This is a genomic window from Bacillus sp. EKM206B, from assembly GCF_011066015.1.
GTDB classification, from domain to species: Bacteria; Bacillota; Bacilli; order Bacillales; family Bacillaceae; genus Bacillus; species Bacillus velezensis.
Window position 1 is genome coordinate 287482 of record NZ_JAAMNL010000006.1, and the last position, 19245, is coordinate 306726.

Consider the following 19245-nt stretch of genomic DNA (forward strand, 5'->3'; position numbering starts at 1 on the left):
GTTTTGTATCATATCATCCATATGAGCATCGTGCAAGCTAAGCGCTTAAAAAGGCGGGTGAATACCCGCCTTCACTGCCGGCATTTCCCCGGAAATGAATCCGCAGAAAGCGCCCGCCGTCAATTATCCGCCTTGCGACGTCATCAGACTTTCGCTTTATTTCCTCTTGCAAAATGGTCGTTGCCCATTGCTTCACCCAGTCTGCGCTCAAGCTTTTTAGTCCGTTCATTCTGAAACGGCAGAAGCGGAAACACGAGTTCAGCCAGATAATAAGCTTCTTCCAGATGCGGGTAGCCTGAAAAGATAAACGACTCAATGCCGAGTGCCTGATACTCTAAAATTCGAGCAGCGACAGTCTGCGGATCACCGACAAGTGCCGTGCCCGCTCCGCCTCTGACAAGTCCGATGCCGGCCCAGAGATTCGGGCTGATCTCAAGCTTCGAGCGGTCACCGTTATGGAGATCGGCCATCCGTTTTTGTCCCGAAGAATCAGCGCGCCGGAGCGCAGCCTGCGCTTTCGCAATCGTCTCTTCGTCTAAGTGGCTGATTAATCGTTCAGCCGCTTCCCATGCCTCTTCCTCAGTCTCCCGGACAATCACGTGAAGTCTGATGCCAAAACGCATCGTCCTTCCTTCCTTGACAGCCTGTTTTTTAACAGTTTCAATCTTTTCTTTTACCTGCTCCGGCGGCTCTCCCCATGTTAAATAGACATCTGTATGTTTCGCCGCAGCCTCAATTCCCGCCTGTGATGAACCGCCGAAATATAATGGCGGATGCGGAGACTGCTTTGGCGGAAACAGCAGATTGCTGTTTTCCACTTTGATATGGTCCCCTTCATATGTCACCGTTTCGCCCCGCATGAGTCCGCGCCAGACGGTTAAAAATTCTTCAGTCGCCTTATAACGTTCATCGTGGCTGATAAACATGCCGTCTCCCGCCAGTTCATAAGGATCTCCGCCCGCTACGACATTTACGAGCAAACGGCCGTCTGACAGCCGATCCATTGTCGACGCCATTCTCGCAGCGACAGACGGCTGCATCAGTCCCGGACGGACCGCCACTAAAAATTTCAAGTCACTCGTTTCCCCCGCTAAAGCGGCAGCCGTCAGCCACGGGTCTTCACATGATCTCCCCGTCGGCAGCAGAACCCCCGTATACCCGAGTCTGTCCGCCGCCTGTGCCACTTGCTTAAAATAAAGATGATCCGCCGTTCTCCCTCCCGTTTGCGTCCCTAAATACCGGCCGTCACCATGCGTCGGAATAAACCAAAGAATCTCCATATGAATCTCTCCTTTTTTAATAGGTTACCCTTCATAACTGTTCCGCCATTTTAATAGTTTCCGTTCGAGCATTCTGACCAATGCATCTGTCAGCTTGCCGACAGCCGCAAAAATGATAATGCCGACAAACACCTTATTTGTCTGTGAAAATTGTCTGGCATCCATAATCATATAGCCGACGCCCTCGCTCGATCCCATCAGTTCCGCCACCACAAGACCGAGCCACGCAATGCCTAGAGAGAGCCTGATGCCTAGCAGGATATTCGGCAGAGATGCCGGAAGAATTAATTTCGTCATCTGCTGATACCAGTTAAATTCCAGCACCCGCGCGACGTCAAACAGCTTCGCGTCCACACTGCGGATTCCGAGAAACGTATTAATGTACACGGGGAAAAAAGCCCCCAATGCGATCAGCAGAATTTTTGATGTCTCATCAAATCCGAACCATAAAATGAACAGAGGAGTCACGGCCAAGTGCGGAACCGTTCTGAGCATTTGAAGAGACGGATCTAGATATGCTTCCGTCCGCTTTGAGAAACCGACCAGCAGCCCGAAAACAAGTCCGAGGCCCGCGCCAAGCAGAAATCCGGCAGCAGCCCTGTATAAACTGATCTCTAAATGACCCCAAAGTTCACCTGAAAGAAGAAGTTCCTGAAACGTCTGCAAGATGACGACAGGTGACGGGAGCACCGTTGTCGAGACGATGCCCAGACTTGCGATAACCTGCCATACTGCGATGACCGCAACCGGGAGTACAACCCCCTTCATCCATTGGTATGAACACTTCCGGGATCTTGCCAGAGCTTTCTTTTCTGATTGGCTTATTGCGCCGGCAGCCGTTGATGCTTCTGCTTTCATTACTTGCCACCCCCCGTTTCAAGCGCTTTTTTAATAAATGAATTGTCGACAACGTCTTTTACATGAATTTTCTTATGAATGGCTTTTGTTTGATATTGAAAATCAGCGGTTTCCTGCTGGGCTTTGACAATATCATCATTAATCGGTTCATTGAGAGGTTCAGTATTGTTAAGCACGTTTCTGACGACTTTCGGATCAAGATGTTTGATTTTCGCATATAAGGAGACAGCTTCATCTTTGTGTTCCTTTTGCCATGCAACTGCTTTATTGAACACTTTCAGAAAACGGACCACCTCATCCGGGTGTTCTTTGGAAAATCCCGTTCTGACTAACGTGAAACCGGGAGAATATAAATCTGTGCTTTCTCCGTTCGCCAATATTTCCGCCCCGTGCTGCAGCGTTTCAATCGACAAATACGGCTCCCAAATGGACCATGCGTCAACTGATTTGTTTTCAAAAGCGGAAACCGCCTCATCAGGCTGAAGCTGGATGATGGTGACGTCATCGGCGGAAAGCCCCGCTTTATCTAAAGCTTTATAGAGAAAATCAAAGCCGCTGCTGCCTTTGGCTACAGCGATTTTTTTACCTTTCAATTCTTTCAGGCTCTGAATCCCGCTGCCCTTGTTTACGAGAATGCCGTTTGCCTTTAACCCGTCCTGAGACAGCCCGATCTCTTTAAAATCAATTCCAGCCGCCTGACCGGAAATGACCGGTGAATTGCCGACCTGGGAAAAATCAAGCTTATCGGCGGCAAGACCTTCAAACTGCGGAGGACCGCTTTGGAATTCGACCCATTTTACTTTTATTCCGTCTTTTTTGAAGGCCTCTTCAAACCAGCCTTTTTCCTTGGCAATGAGAAGCGGGCTTAAACTCTGCTGGATGCCGATCCGGATTTCTTTCACCGTTTTCCCGCTCCCTCCTGTCCCGTCTGCACTGCATCCGGCTGACATCATGACTGCTGCGGCTAAAAGAATGATGATTTTTTTCACTTCACTTCGTCCCTTCTATATCCCGGACCCATCCGCAAACCGGAGGTCTTCCGTTTTCTCAAACTCAGAAAGCACCTTCTGCCGGACGGCCTGAAAATCCGCTGAGGTCCGATTGCGCGGATGCGGAAGCTGAATCGGCATCAGGCTGTGCAGCCGGCCGGGCTTTGCCCTGAGGATCGCCAGCTTATCGCCTAAATAGACGGATTCATCAATATCATGCGTGACCAGAATCATCGTCGTTTTTTTCTCGCGCCATATATCAAGCAGCACATCCTGCAAATGTTTTCTCGTAAAAGCGTCAAGCGCCCCGAACGGTTCATCTAAAAGCAGCACCTCCGGCTCGCGCAAAAGGGCTCTGGCGATGGCAACCCGCTGCGACATGCCGCCGGATAATTCGCGCGGATAAGCGTTCTCCGCTCCCTGCAGCCTGACAACCTCAATCAGATCATCCACTTTTTTCCGAATGGCCGGGTCGTTCATATTGAGATCGGCAGCGATGTTTTGTTTTACCGTCAGCCAGGGAAACAGCCGGTGCTCCTGAAAGATAAATCCCTGCCGGATGCCCGGTCCCGATACATTGCGGCCGTTTATTGTGACAGAGCCTTTATAATCGGTATCAAGACCGGCAATCAATTTTAAAAGCGTGCTTTTGCCGCATCCGCTCGGCCCGATGACAGTCAAAAATTCTCCCGATGCAATTGACAGCTCAATATCATTCAGCACCGGCGTTTTCCGGCCTTCATGCTCAAAAGCTTTTTCTTGTATGCTGATGGTTACAGCCATCTGTCTTCCCCTCTCTTTCTGCCGCGTGCGATCGAAAAACAAAAAGGCCCCCATCTCCGATTGCTTGCAGAGATGGGAGCCTTCGGCGGTCCGATCGGCAACCCGTTTGTTTTTAAATTTGAATATCATGTTAATTCAAATTATTCCGACTTGTCAACTGTTTTTTATAAGGATTAAAATACGCCCTCCGGCATAACCCTGCCAGAGAGCGCATCGGCTGTATCACGTATTTACTTCCTTTTCTTGGCGGGCGATTTTCAATAATGTCCGCGCGTTGTTGCCGAAAATGTTCTCTATATCTTCTTCCCGCATATTGATTTCCCGGCAGGTCCTCACCTGCTCCTGAAGATATCTGTATACATATCCTCTCGGAAATCCGTTCGAATCCGTCCCGAAGATGATCCGTTCAGCACCGATTAATTCAGATGTCTTCCGAAACAGAATTTCCAAATCAAGCGGGTACGGCATCCACCTCATCCACTGATTTGAGCCGGACGTGTCAATATACACATTCGGGCAGCTCCAGCACAGCTGCAGCAGTTCCTGATAATATCCGGCGCCGAAATGCGGAATGATGAACGGGATATCAGCATACTCTCTCGCGACGCGACAGATGGAGAGCGGGTTGATGTTGCGATGGCTGACAATGCCCCCCGCTCTTCCTAAAAGCCCGAAGTGAATTAATACAGGCAGCTTTTTGTCAGCCAGATACGTCCACAGCTTTTTCAGCGACGGATCATGAAAATCGATGTCTGTCAGCGGCCCGAACAGTTTATATCCTTTCAGACCGAGCTCTTCTACCGCTCTTTTCAGCTCTTCATACGCATCCTCCCGCTCCAAAGGATGATATGCAAATCCGGTAAATCTCGCGGGATTGGCTTGAATAAACGCCGCCATCCGGTCATTGCTCTCTGCTGTTAAAAAATTCAGCACGTCAATGCCATACCTATCTAATTCATTCTCCCATCTTGTCATCAAAGCGATTTCGCCGTCATCGCCCTCAACATCATGCGGATCAGGAAAATCCCAAGTCAGATTCATTCTTTCTGACCGCTCCCAGTTATAATCGGAAAATGTCTTATCGTTTTTGCCGAAATAAAGGCTGTACGGCAGATGACCGTGAATATCGACAGGTTTAAAATGCTGCCGGAAAAGCATACAATCGCCGCCTCCCTTACCGCCTGACAATAAAAAAAGGCCCTTATCCAGTGAAGAATAAGAGCCTCTTGTGTCCAAGTCAGCGGTTTCTATTTTTTCTCATCTTAAACCCATTATTCCCGTCAGTCAAGTAGGCTTTCAAATCCAAACCCTTTTTTCGATAATAAAAATAATTATTTTATAATCATTATAAAATAATATTGACTTTTTAATGATAGGTGATATTATGTTTTTATAAATCTAAAGAGGTGATCACATGAGTTCAAATAAATTGACAACCAGCTGGGGCGCTCCTGTCGGAGATAACCAAAACTCAATGACGGCCGGCGATCGCGGTCCTGCTTTAATACAAGACGTCCATCTGCTTGAGAAATTGGCGCACTTTAATAGAGAACGCGTTCCCGAGCGTGTCGTTCACGCAAAAGGCGCGGGCGCACACGGTTATTTTGAAGTCACAAATGACGTTACAAAATATACGAAAGCCGCATTTCTGTCAGAAGTCGGTAAACGCACGCCGCTCTTCATCCGTTTCTCAACCGTTGCGGGCGAACTGGGCTCTAGTGACACAGTGCGCGACCCGCGCGGATTTGCCGTTAAGTTTTATACAGAAGAAGGAAACTACGACATCGTCGGAAACAATACACCCGTGTTCTTCATCCGCGATGCCATCAAGTTCCCTGACTTTATCCATACACAAAAAAGAGATCCGAGAACACATCTGAAAAACCCGACGGCCGTTTGGGATTTCTGGTCTCTGTCACCGGAATCCCTGCACCAGGTAACCATTCTGATGTCAGACCGGGGCATTCCGGCGACTCTTCGCCATATGCACGGATTCGGAAGCCATACATTTAAATGGACAAATGATAAAGGCGAAGGCGTCTGGATCAAATATCACTTTAAAACAGAGCAAGGCGTGAAAAACCTTGATGTTAATACAGCCGCAAAAATCGCGGGCGAAAATCCCGATTACCATACGGAAGATTTGTTCAATGCGATTGAAAACGGCGATTTCCCCGCATGGAAATTATATGTTCAAATCATGCCGTTAGAAGACGCAAACACATATCGCTTTGATCCGTTTGACGTCACAAAAGTATGGTCTCAAAAAGACTATCCGCTCATTGAAGTCGGCCGCATGGTTCTGAACCGCAATCCGGAAAATTACTTTGCGGAAGTAGAACAGGCGACGTTCTCTCCCGGCACATTAGTCCCCGGCGTCGACGTCTCACCTGACAAAATGCTTCAAGGCCGGTTGTTCGCATACCATGACGCGCATCGCTACCGTGTCGGCGCGAACCATCAGGCGCTGCCGATCAACCGCTCCCGCAATGAAGTGAAAAACTATCAGCGTGACGGACAAATGCGTTTTGATGATAACGGCGGCCGCTCCGTCTATTACGAGCCTAACAGCTTCGGCGGCCCGAAAGAGTCACCTGAAGATAAACAGGCGGCATATCCTGTATCAGGTTTCGCTGACAGTGTAAGCTATAATCATCATGATCATTACACACAAGCCGGCGACCTGTACCGCCTGATGAGCGAAGAAGAGCGCGCGCGCCTTGTCGCCAATATCGTCAGTGCGATGAAACCTGTGGAAAAAGAAGAAATTAAGCTGCGCCAGATCGGCCACTTCTACAAAGCTGATCCTGAATACGGCAGACGCGTTGCCGAAGGACTCGGACTGCCATCACCAAAATAACATCAAAAAACCTGCCGGTCTGCCCGGCAGGTTTTTTATGTTTATTATCAATAAAACCGTTTTTTTCTCAATTACACGAAGTGGCACGCCGCAAAATGATGAAGCCCTTTTTCTGACAGCGCCGGACTTTTCTCAGCACATATCTTCTTGGCTGCCGGGCATCTCGTTCGGAATTTACAGCCTGAAGGCGGATCAGAGGGGCTCGGTATATCACCCTTTAAAATTATCCGCTCCCTTTTCACTCCGGGATCAGGAACAGGCACGGCTGATAACAGCGCTTTCGTATAAGGATGAAGCGGCCGTGAAAAGAGCTCCTCCTTTGACGCGTATTCCACAATCGTCCCTAAATACATAATGGCGACCTTCGTACATAAGTGCTCCACCACGCTTAAATCATGAGAAATGAACAAATATGACAGCCCGTGCTGTTTTTGAAGGCTGCTGAATAAATTGATCATCTGCGCCTGGATGGAGACATCTAACGCCGCCACGGGTTCATCCATAATGATAAATTGCGGCTTGAGCGCCATCGCTCTTGCAATCACGATCCGCTGCCGCTGCCCTCCGGAAAATTCATGCGGATAACGGTCGATAAAGTTTGCGGAAAGGCCGCAGGCTTCAAGAACTTCCGCCGCTTTATCACGCGCGTTCCGTTTTACCGCCAATTGATGCTCGATCATCGCTTCACCGATGGCTTCTCCGATCCGGCGCCGGGGATTTAAAGAACTGAACGGATCTTGAAAGATGAGCTGCGCTTCTGATCTGAAAGTTTTGAGCTCGCGCCGGCTCATCCGAAACACATCACGCCCCTGAAAAAACACCTCTCCCGCTGTTTTTTCGTGAAGCCTCAAAATGGTCTTGCCGATTGATGACTTTCCGCTGCCCGATTCTCCCGCTAAGCCGAACACTTCTCCCTTTTCTATTGTAAAACTGACACCGTCAACCGCTTTTACGGGATTTTTGCGGGTCTTTCTCATCCCCCCATGCTCCTCGTAATATTTTTTCAGCCCCTTGACCTCCAGCAACACATCACTCATCTGCTTTCTCCTCTCTGTAAAGCCAGCACGCCGCCTGATGCCCCTTCCCGAATTCAGTAAAATGCGGGCTCGATTTCCGGCATATTTCCGTGCTGTGTTCACATCGCTCCGCAAAATAACAAGACGATCCCGACAGGTCCGCAAGCTCGGGGACCTGCCCCGGAATGGTGTACAACATCTCCCTTCTTTGACCGATAACCGGCTTGGCCGCGAGCAGCCCTTTCGTATACGGATGCTTCGGATCAGAAAACAGCTTTGCAACCGGTCCTTCCTCCACAATTTTTCCCGCATACATGACAATCACATAATCAGCCATTTCAGCAACCACGCCAAGGTCATGAGTAATGAATAAAATAGACGTGCGAAATTGCTTTTTCATATCCCGCAATAAATCCAATATCTGCGCCTGAATGGTTACGTCAAGCGCTGTCGTCGGCTCGTCGGCAATGATCAGTTTCGGATCGCAGCTTAGCGCGACAGCCGTCATGATGCGCTGCAGCATGCCGCCGCTCAGTTCATGAGGATATTGGTGCATAACCTGCTCGGCATGCGGGATCTCCACTAACGTGATCAGTTCAACGGCCCTCCGCCATGCTTCTTTCTTACTCAGCAATAAATGTTCGCGAATCGGTTCGGCCAGCTGCTCACCGATTGTAAACACCGGATTCAAAGATGTCATCGGTTCCTGAAATATCATCCCGATTTCGCTGCCGCGGATTTTCTGCATGTCTTTTGGTTTCAATTCCAACAGGTTCCGTCCGGAAAAATGCACCGCTCCCCGTTCGATTCTCCCCGTCTCGGGAATAAGCTGCATAATGGACAATGACGCCATGCTTTTCCCGCAGCCGGACTCCCCTACAATACAAACCGTTTCCTCCTCATGTATCGTAAAGCTGACATCGTCCACGGCCTTTACCGCCCCCTCCTCTGTATAAAAAGCCGTTTCCAAATGCCTCACTTCTAAAAGCGGTTTTTTCATTTCATTTTCACCTGCCGTTTTACCTTAGGATCAAAAGCGTCTCTTAAACCGTCTCCAAGCAGATGAATCGCCACAACGGTCAGAAAAATGGCCGTTCCCGGCGGAATCCACAGCCACGGACGGAGTGTAAAATCCATAAAATGATTCGCCGCTTCAATCATGTTTCCCCAAGAAGGTGTCGGCGGAGCAACGCCAAGCCCGAGAAAACTCAGCGCCGATTCACTCAGCATCGCTCCCGCCACATGCAAAGTCGCCGCTACCAGTAATAACGGCAATGTATTGGGAAGCAAATGATAGAGGATTTTCCGTTTATCACTAAGCCCCAGAACTTCCGCGGCCATCATAAACGGCTGCTCCTTGAGCGATAAAATCTGTCCGCGTACAAGCCGCGCCAGACCGGGCCATCCGATCAGGCTTAACATCATCATAATCAGGTACATTCTGTAGTCAGAAGGCACTTTCCACTCCGACATCACCGCAGCCAAAATCAAAAGCAGCGGCAGGCCCGGGATGGACATGAGCATATCAGCAATGCGCATAATGATCATATCAGCGGCTCCCCGATAAAATCCGGCCGCAGCCCCGAGTAAAGAACCGATGACAAGCGACAGCACCATTGAAGCAAGCCCCACGGTCAGAGAAATCTGCCCCGCCAGCATCAGCCTCGTCAGCACATCTCTCCCGTACTGGTCAGTTCCCAGCCAATGATGGATTCCCGGCTGCTGATCGGCATTTGAAATATCCGTCCGATCTGTTATGTACGGAGAAAAAGACGGCCCGATAAAGCACAATAAAAACATAAAACATAAGAAAAGAAGACTGATGACCGTCAGCTTATGCTGCAGCAGGCGGCGGTACGTCTGCTTCCAAAGAGAAGGCGGCACCCCTTTTTGTTTTTTCATTCCGAACACCCCCTATTTCAGCCTGACCCGCGGATCAACCGCGGCATAAGCGATATCCGCCAAGAAGTTCCCCGCAATCGTTAAACAAGACAAAAACAAGGTAAACGCCATCAAAACCGGATAATCACGATAATGCACAGATTCCAGCTGAATACGTCCGACACCCGGCCACCCGAAAATCTGTTCAATAATGATGGCTCCGGAAAACAGTCCCGGCAGTTCAAAAGCAAGCAGGGTGATGGCCGGAATGAGCGCGTTTTTCAACGCATGTTTCCAGATGACGGTGCGCTCTTTCAATCCCTTCGCTCTCGCCGTTCTGATATAATCCTGTCTGATCACGTCCAGCATGCCGGAGCGGAAATACCTTGTCAGCGAGCCGATGCCGAGCATAGATAAAATCACGACCGGAAGAATCATATGTCTGGCGGCTTCAAGCACGTACGAAAAACCTGTACTCGTGCTTCCGGTATCAATCATCCCGCCGACGGGCAATATTTTCAAATCCACCCCAAACCACTTAATAAACAGAAGGCTGATAAAAAAAGACGGGAACGCCATGGAAGCAAAAACAAGAAACGTCACGATCCCGTCAAACCATGAGTATTTCCTGACAGCGGATATGACACCCGTTATCATCGCGGCTGACCATGTGACAAGCAACGCCAAAAACGCGACAAAAAACGAATTCCAGACATATTTCCCAAGCAGTGACAGGACGTTCTCCTGATATTTCAAAGAAAACCCAAAATCTCCGCTGAGCACATTTCCGAGCCATGTCACATAGCGCTGCCAAATCGGCTGATCCAGCCCGTAAAGCGCTTTTAACTCCTTCGCTCTTTCAGGAGTCAGGTTTACATTGGAATCAATATAGTCGCCCGGCAGCATGGCGAATAAGAAAAAAATAATAAAGGACGTACCGAATAAGATCACAAGCATTTGAATGAATCGTTCTGCGGCATACCGTTTCACAAAAAGCCCCTCCTTTCCGCTGAAAGGGCAAAATCCCCAGGATGCACCGGGTATTTTGCCCAACCGTTCTATTGAATTGAGACATTTGAGAGACTTGAACTGATTCCAGAATAATTGTCAGGCTCAAGCCCTTTTATTTTTCCGCTGACCGCCCTTGCGCTCTGACGGTAATGAATCAGAATGTAAGGCGGGTTTTCCCCGAGCTCCCGGTACAGCTGGTGATAAATCTCTTTTCTTTTGCTGATATCAAGCGTGCCGGCTCCTTTCTCTATCAGCCGGTCCGCTTTCGGATTGGAATACCCCGTTACATTATTGGGATGGCCGGAAGCCAGCTTTTCCACCGTGTCATTCGGATCAAGAATCTGCGAGGTGGAAACGGCGGCAAGGTCATATTGTTTGTCATTTATTTTCGCTACTTCTGTATTAAAATCCATCACTTCCGGTTTTAATGAGATTCCGATGTCCGCGTAATTTTCTTTCGCGATCGGGATGAAATCATCATCCGCTTTAGACGTGTAATAGCTGATTTCAAGCTTTTTGCCGTTTTTTTCACGTACACCGTCTTTGCCCGTTTTCCAGCCTGCTTCATCGAGAAGCTTTTTGGCTTTTTCAGGGTTAAACGCGTACCGATTGACATCTTTGTCATCATAAGCCCACGAAACCGGAGACACCGGCACATTCGCGACTTCTCCGTAGCGTTTAAAGCGGACATCGACGATTTTTTGACGGTCAAGTCCGTAAATAAGCGCCTGGGACACTTTCTTATCTTGAAAAGGCGGACGCTTGTGATTGACGTACACAAGCCCGTAATCATTCACGACAGATACGCTTATATTGGCAAAACCGAGATTTTTTAAATGCTGAACCGTATCATCATCAGGTGAGAAAGAAGCGTAATCAAGGTCACCCGTTTCAAACAGCTGAAGGGAAGTTGACGGATCGATAATTTTATAAATCAGCTTTTTCGTTTTCGGTTTTCCGGCATAATAGTGTTCATTAGCCTGATAGCGTATTTCCTGTCCCGGAAGATATTCTGTAAATTGATAAGGTCCCGCTCCGAGCGGTTTGGCATAAAGCTCTTTTAAATAGTCCAGTTTGCCGAATTGATAATTCTTTCCGTAGTAGGCTTCTGACAGCACCTGCCCGCCTAAAAGAAGCAGCGACTTCGCACTGACTTTCTCAGTCGTGATTTGAATGGTTCTGTCATCAAGGACGCGAATGCCCTCTATCGTCTTTGCCTTTCCTTCTTTGTAAGCCTTACCGCCTTTAATATAAGCCGTGGTGATATCTTCATAGCCCGCGTATGCAGGATCATGCAGCAGTGTTAAAGTGAATGCGGCATCCTTTGCGGTCAGCGGTGAACCGTCGCTGAAAACGAGATTTTTTCTTAAACGGAACGTGTATGTAAGCTGATCTTTGGAAATTTTCCAGCTTTCCGCAAGAGCCGGGGCAGGCTTCCCCGTTTTATCCAGTTTGACTAACGGTTCAAAAATAGGATCTGTCGCATTTCCGTCCCAGCCGTTTTCGTAAAAGTACGGCAGAAACACACCGCCCGGCGCGGAAATCCCAGCAACAAAAGTGTCAGTTCTGGCTTTCGATTTAGCGGGAATCGCCGCCGGATGAGAAGCTTTAAATTCCTTTGTCTTGACATGGGCAATACGTGTTTCTTCCTTTTTATCCGCCGCAGATGACGGTTCTTCCCCGGCGCTCCCTAACGCGCACCCTGATAACATGATGGATACCGACAGCGCGAGTACCGTTGTTTTTATCCTCCATTTTCTCTCCTTCATCTTTATCGAACCCCCGCATGCTTTTCATCTATCTTTATATAAATCTGCTCCATCTGTTTCTCATTTCTCATAATCTCCCGTTTGTTTTTCTCTACAAGCAGTTCGAAATTCAATGTGCGTTTTCTGTACTTTTTTCGTTTTTTGCTCTTTTTGCGCACATGTGATACCTTTTTCAACGCCACTTTTCATCCCTCCGCTTTTCATTTCATTCAATGACTTTCACGCAAAAAAGGCCCTTATCTGTTTAAAAGATAAGAGCCTTCGGTGATCCGATCAGCCATCGTTTGGAAATATGTAATGATTATGTTAATTCATATAATCCCTACCTGTCAACTATAATTTAAAATATCGTTTCCTTCCGGGGGTTTTCCTCATACACTCTCTCATTTTTCCGCATATGCTAGAAAACATAGCAGATTACAAGTGAAAGTGAGTGAGAATGTGGAAAAGACAACATTGACCGGTCGCATCGTCAAAAAAGATGACCCGGACTATAATGCTGCGAGAACCAATATCAATTTAAGCCTGCAAAGATATCCAGACATCATTGTGTTTTGTCAAAATAAACATGACGCCCTCAATGCGCTGAGATGGGCACGTGAGAACAATGTGCCTTTCCGTATCAGAGGCGGAAGACACAGCTACGAAAATTTTTCCCTGTTAAATGACGGACTAGTCATTGATCTCAGTGAAATGAAGAAAATAAGAGTAAATGAGGATAAGCGGCTGGTCTCGATTGAAGCGGGAGCCGAATTGGGGGAAGTCTACCGGACACTCTGGCGGTACGGCTTGACCCTTCCTGCGGGAACCATTGCGAATGTGGGAATCACGGGGCTGACGCTCGGGGGAGGAATCGGATATTTAACAAGGACAGCCGGACTTACTTGCGATCGTCTTCTCCAGCTCGAAATGATCATAGCAGACGAAAAAGCGGGTGCTGACTTGATCACAGTCAACCGTTCAAAGCACTCTGATCTATTTTGGGCGTCTCAGGGAGGAGGGGGAGGCAACTTCGGCATTGTCACATCCATGATGTTTAAAGCCGTGCCGATCTCGTGCGTGTCTGTTTTTTCTGTCACTTGGGGCTGGGATGATTTTGAGGAAGTATTTAACACATGGCAGCGCTGGGCTCCATTTATAGACAACCGGCTTACCTCATCAATCCAGTTTTGGCCTAAGGAAGTAAACCGCATAGAAGCGCTCGGTCAATTTACCGGGACAAAAGATGAGCTGAAAGAACTGCTGGCTCCGTTAATGAAAGCGGGAAAACCGGCAAGCGGCATGGTCAAGACAGTGCCATTTATTAAAGCGGCAGCCTTTTTTAACAGCCCGGGAGGCAATCAGCCGCAAAAGATGAAGCGGTCAGGATCCTTTATTGAAAAACCATTATCAACACGCGCGATTTCCACTTTAAAGCGCTATTTAGAGCACGCTCCGAACGAAAACGCCAGTGTGTGGCAGCAATCTCTCGGCGGGGCGGCCGGACGGATCGCTCCTGACCAAACGGCATTCTACTATCGCAACGCAATCATTGCCCAAGAATATATTACAACTTGGACATCTGCTGAAGAAGAAAGACAAAATGTCCGCTGGATCGAAGGACTGAGAACGTCCCTATCAAGAGAAACGATGGGAGATTACGTGAATTGGCCTGATAGAGAAATCAGAAACTGGCTGCAAACGTATTACGGAAAAAATGTTCACCGCCTCCGTCAAGTCAAAACGAAATACGATCCGGAAAATATATTCCGCTTTGAACAGAGCATTCCGCCGCTTCGCCGTTCACCGTTTTTCTAAAAAAGATGAAGATGGGCAAACTCCATCTTCATCTTTTCTTTTATTGATATAAACGGCTTCCCTTCTCTGCAAACTCTTTTGCTTTTTCTTTCAGCCCTTCGTTGACGGTCTCGTCTTCAGTAAGTCCGTTTTCCTTCGCATAATCACGAATATCCTGAGAAATTCTCATACTGCAGAACTTCGGACCGCACATCGAACAGAAGTGAGCCGTTTTTGCGCCTTCAGCCGGCAGCGTTTCATCATGATATTCCATTGCTCTTTCAGGATCAAGCGACAAATGAAATTGATCACGCCACCGGAATTCAAACCGCGCCTTAGACAGAGCATCGTCACGGATCTGTGCACCCGGATGGCCTTTAGCAAGGTCTGCGGCATGTGCCGCGATTTTGTACGTAATGACGCCTTCTCTTACATCATCACGATTCGGCAGCCCCAAATGCTCCTTCGGCGTGACATAGCAAAGCATCGCCGTCCCGTACCAGCCGATCATCGCCGCGCCGATTGCTGAAGTAATGTGGTCATAACCCGGAGCGATATCCGTCGTTAATGGCCCGAGCGTGTAAAAAGGCGCCTCTTTACAAATTTCCAGCTGCTTGTCCATATTTTCCTTAATTTTATGCATCGGCACATGACCCGGTCCTTCGATCATCACTTGCACATCGTGCTTCCACGCAATCTCCGTCAATTCTCCGAGAGTCTCCAATTCCGCAAACTGCGCTTCATCATTGGCATCCGCAATCGAACCGGGGCGAAGCCCGTCACCAAGAGAAAAAGCGATATCATAGGTCTTCATGATTTCACAAATTTCTTCAAAATGCGTGTACAGAAAGCTTTCCTGGTGATGAGCCAGGCACCATTGCGCCATAATCGCCCCGCCGCGGGATACGATTCCCGTCGTGCGTTTAGCCGTTAACGGGACGTAACGAAGCAGTACGCCGGCATGGATGGTGAAATAATCCACGCCCTGCTCCGCCTGCTCAATCAATGTGTCACGATAAATGTCCCACGTTAAATCCTCGGCAATGCCATTTACTTTTTCAAGCGCCTGATAAATCGGCACCGTCCCCACAGGCACGGGGCAGTTGCGGATAATCCATTCACGCGTCGTATGAATGTCTTTTCCCGTGGATAAGTCCATCATCGTATCGGCGCCCCAGCGAATCGCCCACGTCATTTTTTCGACTTCTTCTTCGATAGAAGATGTAACAGCCGAGTTGCCGATATTTGCATTGATTTTCACATGAAAATTCCGGCCGATAATCATCGGCTCGCTTTCCGGGTGGTTGACGTTAGAAGGAATAATCGCCCGGCCGCTGGCTACCTCGTCTCTGACAAATTCGGGAGACACATGCTCACGTATTGCGATAAACTCCATTTCCGGCGTAATGATGCCTTTTCTCGCATAATGCAATTGTGTTACATTTTTCCCCGGCTTGGCCCGAAGCGGTTTCCGCTGTAGGCCGGGGTATTCAGCGGCACGGCCCTCTTTTTTATAACCGTTGTCTTCAGGTCTCACGGTCCGGCCATTATATTCTTCTACATCTCCGCGCCCGGTAATCCACTTTGTGCGGAGCGCCCCCAGCCCTTCATGAATATCAATCTGTACATCCGGGTCTGTATACGGCCCGCTCGTATCATAAACACGGACCGGCGCATTCTCCTCTTCCCCGAATGCCCCCGTAGTCGCACTCAGGCTGATTTCCCGCATCGGCACTCGTATATCGGGCGAAGAACCTTCTGTATAAACCTTTTTACTGCCGGAAAAACTCGACATAATGGAAATGTTCGCTTGCTGTACTGATTGATTTTGCATACAAATCTCTCCTTTATCATTTGAATAACAGAACCAAGCTCAGCACCAGCACAAAAAAACCGGGTTCAAAGAAGAACCCGGTTTTGCAGTCAGAAAGAAACTATTATTGTTTTCATCAACAATAATAAAACCTTTACTTCCCCACGCTGGTACGAACCAGATCAGGTCCAAAGGGTTAAGAAGCCGCCGCTTCTCTCTCAGCCCGCTCAGACGGGCACCCCCAGTAACTATTGATTTCGCTCTCATCGTAACATAAGTTGTGTACAAAAAAAAGCATATTATCAAAATTCAGATAACGGTACGGTCATAAGCTCTGTTTCCCGAACGCCTTCTTTGGTATTAAAAACCCGATAACCCTTTGCGGTTTCCCTGGAAGAGACAGCCCGGAACAGCTGACCGTCTTTATAATGAAGCGCAACACCATCATCAGCGGCATAGCCCTCGCTGAGTTTCTTTTCTGAAATCAGACGGTGATACACCGGCCGGCGCTCCGCTTCTCCGTCATAGTGCGGACAAAAGCTTCCCCGCAAAAATCCTAAAGCTCTTAACTCTCTCAAATCTCCAGCCGAATCCGTCAATCCTTCTTCATACCAGCAAATCGCCCCGGCGCTGAGACCCGCCAACATGATGCCGTTTTCCCAAGCCTCACGAAGAATAAGGTCAATCCCCCACTCTTTCCATAAGACAAGCATATTGCGCGTATTTCCGCCGCCGACATATATAATATCTTTCTTCATGAGAAAGGATCTGAGATCAGAACCCAGCGGTTTAAACAGCGACAAGTGATCCGGCTCACACCGCAGCTTTTGAAAGGCCTGATAAAACCTGCCGATATAATTCTCCGAATCTCCGCTTGCCGTCGGCAAAAAACAAATTTTCGGCTTTGACCGCGCCGACTGCTCTAAAATATACTGATCCAGCACAAGATGATCCGGCTCCATGGAAAAGCCCCCGCCGCCCATTGCAATAATCTGCTTCAATGTCATCACCTCTTTTTTCCTCTAGTATAACAGCTCATAAAAAGGCGTTATCCCCATTTCGGATACCGCCTTTAAAAAGTATTTGTTATCTGAAAAATGAAAACGCACCGTATAACAAAACGGAGATCCCCGCGGCGATAAGCGCCGGAACAAGCTTCGAACGGGCATACTTCACAACATCGATCCCCAACACCGTACAGGTTGTCACCGTATTATCACTGAGAGGAGAAGCAAACGCTCCAAATGTTCCGCTCGCAAACACGGCCCCGATCGCTAATAATAAGCTGGTATGTGACTGAACCGCCAGCGTTACGCCGAGCGGCATTAAAAGCCCCCAAGTCCCCCAAGATGACCCGATAAAATAGGATATAACAGCCCCCAGTATAAAAAGAGACGGCGCAATAAACATATGAGGGATCCATGACGTTAAATGAGAAGTAACATATTCCGAGAATCCCAGATCTTCAGATACTGCTGTTACGGCCCAAATCAGCGATAACATAATAATAACGTTGACCAATTCGTTTCCGCCCTTAATAAAATGGGTAACAAGCTCGCCTGCATGAAAACGCTGAAACATAAAAAGAGCAAATGCTGCAATAACCGCTGCCAATAATGCGGTTAACATGACGCCAAGCATATCGCTTTTGATAAAAGCATTCAAAAACCCTTGTGCTTTTGAATGGCCGTCCCACCAGCTGAGAAAGAGTGTTAATAGCAAAAACAGCCCGATCGGAATGATTAAATTCCACGGCCGAATCGGTGTTTCGTTAATATAAGCACGGTGCGCCGAATCCAGCTCCTCCTGCTGGTCAGCATGCTCATCACTTTCGAACATTCCCGTATGTCCACCGTGAATATCTGAGATCGTCCCTGTTTCCATGTTGAATGAACCTGAGCCTTTTGAAAGCAACACACCGCTGTTCCGCGGAATCGGTTCCGTATTTTTGTTATGTTTGCGAGCAGAAGTTTGTCCGCTCTTTTCTGTTTTTTCTAAGCTTTCGTCCGCTTTTTGTTTCTTAAAAAAGCAGTAATAAATTCCGACTACTATAATCACAATGGAGAAAAAATTGAAGGGAATACTTTTCACATACACCGTGTAAGCCGGCTGATCTATTCCTGACGTTTTAAGGGCCTGTCCGATAATGGAAACCATGTAGCCGACAAATGCCGTTGCTATCGGAATCAAGGCAATGACAGGGTTTGCCGTAAACTCAATGGCATACGCAATTTTCTGTTTCGACAGGTCCAGACGCTTGCTTAAAGCTTTCATGATCGGTGCAATTGTGACGATGCGAAAGTCCGGTTCACTGAACGTGCCAAATGTCGACAGCCATGCAAGCAGCATCGCACCTTTTTTGGTTTTAACTTTTTTACTGATCAAATGGACGAATCCTTTTATCCCGCCGGTCAGCTTTATAATCCCTACAAGGCCGGCAAATGAATATAGAAACACAATGATTCTAATATTATTGGTGACGACAATGTTGCTGATTACATATTGAACCATATGCTCAATCCCGCCAAGCAAGCTGGGATGCAAAAGATAGCTTCCGACCAGCAAACCGACAAACAGGCCGGACTGCACTTGCTTTGTAATGATTGAAATGGGAATGACCAGAATAAATGGGATAAGACAAGCCCAAGTCCCTTCCATAAAAAACACCTCTTTCAAAGAACTTCTTGTTAGTATCTTTGAAAAAAGCGGATTTATACAATCAGCAGGTATCATGTTTTCACAAGCCTTGGAGGATATTTTCACACAACAAAAAAGGCTTCTACATATTGTAGAAGCCTTAGTATACCGGTGGCCGGGGTCGAACCGGCACTCCAGAAGGAACACGATTTTGAGTCGTGCGCGTCTGCCAATTCCGCCACACCGGCATGTAATGCGTCGTGTTCAACCGACGTATATAAATATAACATGTATTTCATAAAACGTCAACGGTTTTAGCAAAGTTTTTTAAATGGTAATGCAGTATATACGATACAAGCAAGAAACTTATATTGATAGTCATTACGTTTTTATTATATAAAAAAAGTGATCTGCAATATGCAAATCACTCTCATATATGTTTTATAATGTGAAAACTGATGACCAATTTAACATATTTCGTTCAAAGTTAAATTGGTGCCGAGGGCCGGACTTGAACCGGCACGGTAGTCACCTACCGCAGGATTTTAAGTCCTGTGTGTCTGCCAATTCCA

At 47.8% G+C, this 19245-nt stretch carries 16 protein-coding genes, 1 tRNA gene and 1 riboswitch; of the genes, 2 read left to right on the top strand and 15 right to left on the bottom strand.

Translation table 11 applies throughout. The annotated features are described in order from the left end of the window. Positions 1 to 143: 143 nt before the first annotated feature. From ssuD to G9F50_RS13855, 5 genes are all read right to left on the bottom strand, one after another. On the bottom strand, positions 144 to 1280 hold the full coding sequence (ssuD, locus tag G9F50_RS13835) for an FMNH2-dependent alkanesulfonate monooxygenase (protein ID WP_060562066.1): 1137 nt from the start codon (positions 1278 to 1280) through the stop codon (positions 144 to 146). Positions 1281 to 1304: 24 nt separating this feature from the next. Further along, positions 1305 to 2138, bottom strand: a complete 834-nt coding sequence (locus G9F50_RS13840; protein ID WP_060562065.1) for an ABC transporter permease — start codon at positions 2136 to 2138, stop codon at positions 1305 to 1307. Next, positions 2138 to 3127: an aliphatic sulfonate ABC transporter substrate-binding protein gene (locus G9F50_RS13845; RefSeq protein ID WP_060562064.1), complete on the bottom strand. Its 990-nt coding sequence runs from the start codon at positions 3125 to 3127 to the stop codon at positions 2138 to 2140. Before G9F50_RS13845 ends, G9F50_RS13840 begins: the two co-directional genes overlap by 1 nt. Positions 3128 to 3142: 15 nt before the next feature. Next, positions 3143 to 3910 (bottom strand): ABC transporter ATP-binding protein, encoded by a 768-nt coding sequence (locus tag G9F50_RS13850; RefSeq protein WP_025284460.1) that lies wholly within the window; start codon positions 3908 to 3910, stop codon positions 3143 to 3145. A gap of 222 nt (positions 3911 to 4132) precedes the next feature. Continuing rightward, positions 4133 to 5068, bottom strand: a complete 936-nt coding sequence (locus G9F50_RS13855) for an amidohydrolase family protein (RefSeq protein WP_060562062.1) — start codon at positions 5066 to 5068, stop codon at positions 4133 to 4135. Positions 5069 to 5324: 256 nt separating this feature from the next. Between G9F50_RS13855 and katA the strand changes: the two genes are divergently transcribed. Further along, on the top strand, positions 5325 to 6770 hold the full coding sequence (gene katA / locus G9F50_RS13860; RefSeq protein ID WP_003155420.1) for a catalase KatA: 1446 nt from the start codon (positions 5325 to 5327) through the stop codon (positions 6768 to 6770). Positions 6771 to 6841: 71 nt separating this feature from the next. Here katA and G9F50_RS13865 read toward each other — a convergent pair whose 3' ends face one another. The 6 genes from G9F50_RS13865 to G9F50_RS13890 all read right to left on the bottom strand — a co-directional run bounded on the left by G9F50_RS13865 (position 6842) and on the right by G9F50_RS13890 (position 12629). Continuing rightward, positions 6842 to 7807 (bottom strand): ABC transporter ATP-binding protein, encoded by a 966-nt coding sequence (locus G9F50_RS13865; protein WP_020955543.1) that lies wholly within the window; start codon positions 7805 to 7807, stop codon positions 6842 to 6844. Continuing rightward, complete coding sequence (locus tag G9F50_RS13870; protein WP_060562061.1) at positions 7800 to 8786, bottom strand: ABC transporter ATP-binding protein; 987 nt, start codon at positions 8784 to 8786, stop codon at positions 7800 to 7802. The genes G9F50_RS13865 and G9F50_RS13870 overlap by 8 nt, the downstream gene beginning before the upstream one ends. After that, on the bottom strand, positions 8783 to 9688 hold the full coding sequence (opp4C, locus tag G9F50_RS13875; protein WP_060562060.1) for an oligopeptide ABC transporter permease: 906 nt from the start codon (positions 9686 to 9688) through the stop codon (positions 8783 to 8785). The genes G9F50_RS13870 and opp4C overlap by 4 nt, the downstream gene beginning before the upstream one ends. Before the next feature lie 12 nt (positions 9689 to 9700). Next, a complete protein-coding gene (locus tag G9F50_RS13880; protein ID WP_060562059.1) occupies positions 9701 to 10657 on the bottom strand; it encodes an ABC transporter permease in 957 nt (318 codons plus the stop codon). Positions 10658 to 10725: 68 nt separating this feature from the next. Continuing rightward, positions 10726 to 12447 carry an ABC transporter substrate-binding protein gene (locus tag G9F50_RS13885; RefSeq protein ID WP_060562058.1) on the bottom strand — a complete coding sequence of 574 codons (1722 nt, stop codon included), beginning with the start codon at positions 12445 to 12447 and terminating at the stop codon, positions 10726 to 10728. 2 nt (positions 12448 to 12449) lie between these two features. Then, positions 12450 to 12629 (bottom strand): FbpB family small basic protein, encoded by a 180-nt coding sequence (locus tag G9F50_RS13890; protein ID WP_007610206.1) that lies wholly within the window; start codon positions 12627 to 12629, stop codon positions 12450 to 12452. 259 nt (positions 12630 to 12888) lie between these two features. On the opposite strand from G9F50_RS13890, the gene G9F50_RS13895 reads away from it, so the two are divergent. Then, positions 12889 to 14244 carry an FAD-binding oxidoreductase gene (locus tag G9F50_RS13895; protein ID WP_060562177.1) on the top strand — a complete coding sequence of 452 codons (1356 nt, stop codon included), beginning with the start codon at positions 12889 to 12891 and terminating at the stop codon, positions 14242 to 14244. Positions 14245 to 14284: 40 nt separating this feature from the next. On the opposite strand, the gene thiC is transcribed toward G9F50_RS13895, so the two are convergent. From thiC to G9F50_RS13915, 4 genes are all read right to left on the bottom strand, one after another. After that, positions 14285 to 16057 carry a phosphomethylpyrimidine synthase ThiC gene (thiC, locus tag G9F50_RS13900; RefSeq protein ID WP_060562057.1) on the bottom strand — a complete coding sequence of 591 codons (1773 nt, stop codon included), beginning with the start codon at positions 16055 to 16057 and terminating at the stop codon, positions 14285 to 14287. A 121-nt stretch (positions 16058 to 16178) separates the two neighbouring features. Further along, positions 16179 to 16289: riboswitch (TPP riboswitch) on the bottom strand. Positions 16290 to 16338: 49 nt separating this feature from the next. Continuing rightward, the gene (locus G9F50_RS13905) at positions 16339 to 17037 is read right to left on the bottom strand and encodes a Type 1 glutamine amidotransferase-like domain-containing protein (RefSeq protein WP_060562056.1); all 699 of its coding nucleotides are present in this window, start codon (positions 17035 to 17037) and stop codon (positions 16339 to 16341) included. Positions 17038 to 17122: 85 nt separating this feature from the next. Next, positions 17123 to 18694, bottom strand: a complete 1572-nt coding sequence (locus G9F50_RS13910; RefSeq protein WP_060562055.1) for a Na+/H+ antiporter NhaC family protein — start codon at positions 18692 to 18694, stop codon at positions 17123 to 17125. A 145-nt stretch (positions 18695 to 18839) separates the two neighbouring features. Further along, a tRNA-Leu gene (locus G9F50_RS13915) sits at positions 18840 to 18921 on the bottom strand. Positions 18922 to 19245: the final 324 nt, after the last annotated feature.

Excerpts from the sequence above, each read along its gene's own strand:
- ssuD (WP_060562066.1), bottom strand. The coding sequence starts at position 1,280 with ATGGAGATTCTTTGGTTTATTCCGACGCATGGTGACGGCCGGTATTTA.
- G9F50_RS13840 (WP_060562065.1), bottom strand. The coding sequence starts at position 2,138 with ATGAAAGCAGAAGCATCAACGGCTGCCGGCGCAATAAGCCAATCAGAA.
- G9F50_RS13850 (WP_025284460.1), bottom strand. The coding sequence starts at position 3,910 with ATGGCTGTAACCATCAGCATACAAGAAAAAGCTTTTGAGCATGAAGGC.
- G9F50_RS13855 (WP_060562062.1), bottom strand. The coding sequence starts at position 5,068 with ATGCTTTTCCGGCAGCATTTTAAACCTGTCGATATTCACGGTCATCTG.
- katA (WP_003155420.1), top strand. The coding sequence starts at position 5,325 with ATGAGTTCAAATAAATTGACAACCAGCTGGGGCGCTCCTGTCGGAGAT.
- G9F50_RS13865 (WP_020955543.1), bottom strand. The coding sequence starts at position 7,807 with ATGAGTGATGTGTTGCTGGAGGTCAAGGGGCTGAAAAAATATTACGAG.
- G9F50_RS13870 (WP_060562061.1), bottom strand. The coding sequence starts at position 8,786 with ATGAAAAAACCGCTTTTAGAAGTGAGGCATTTGGAAACGGCTTTTTAT.
- opp4C (WP_060562060.1), bottom strand. The coding sequence starts at position 9,688 with ATGAAAAAACAAAAAGGGGTGCCGCCTTCTCTTTGGAAGCAGACGTAC.
- G9F50_RS13885 (WP_060562058.1), bottom strand. The coding sequence starts at position 12,447 with ATGAAGGAGAGAAAATGGAGGATAAAAACAACGGTACTCGCGCTGTCG.
- thiC (WP_060562057.1), bottom strand. The coding sequence starts at position 16,057 with ATGCAAAATCAATCAGTACAGCAAGCGAACATTTCCATTATGTCGAGT.
- G9F50_RS13910 (WP_060562055.1), bottom strand. The coding sequence starts at position 18,694 with ATGGAAGGGACTTGGGCTTGTCTTATCCCATTTATTCTGGTCATTCCC.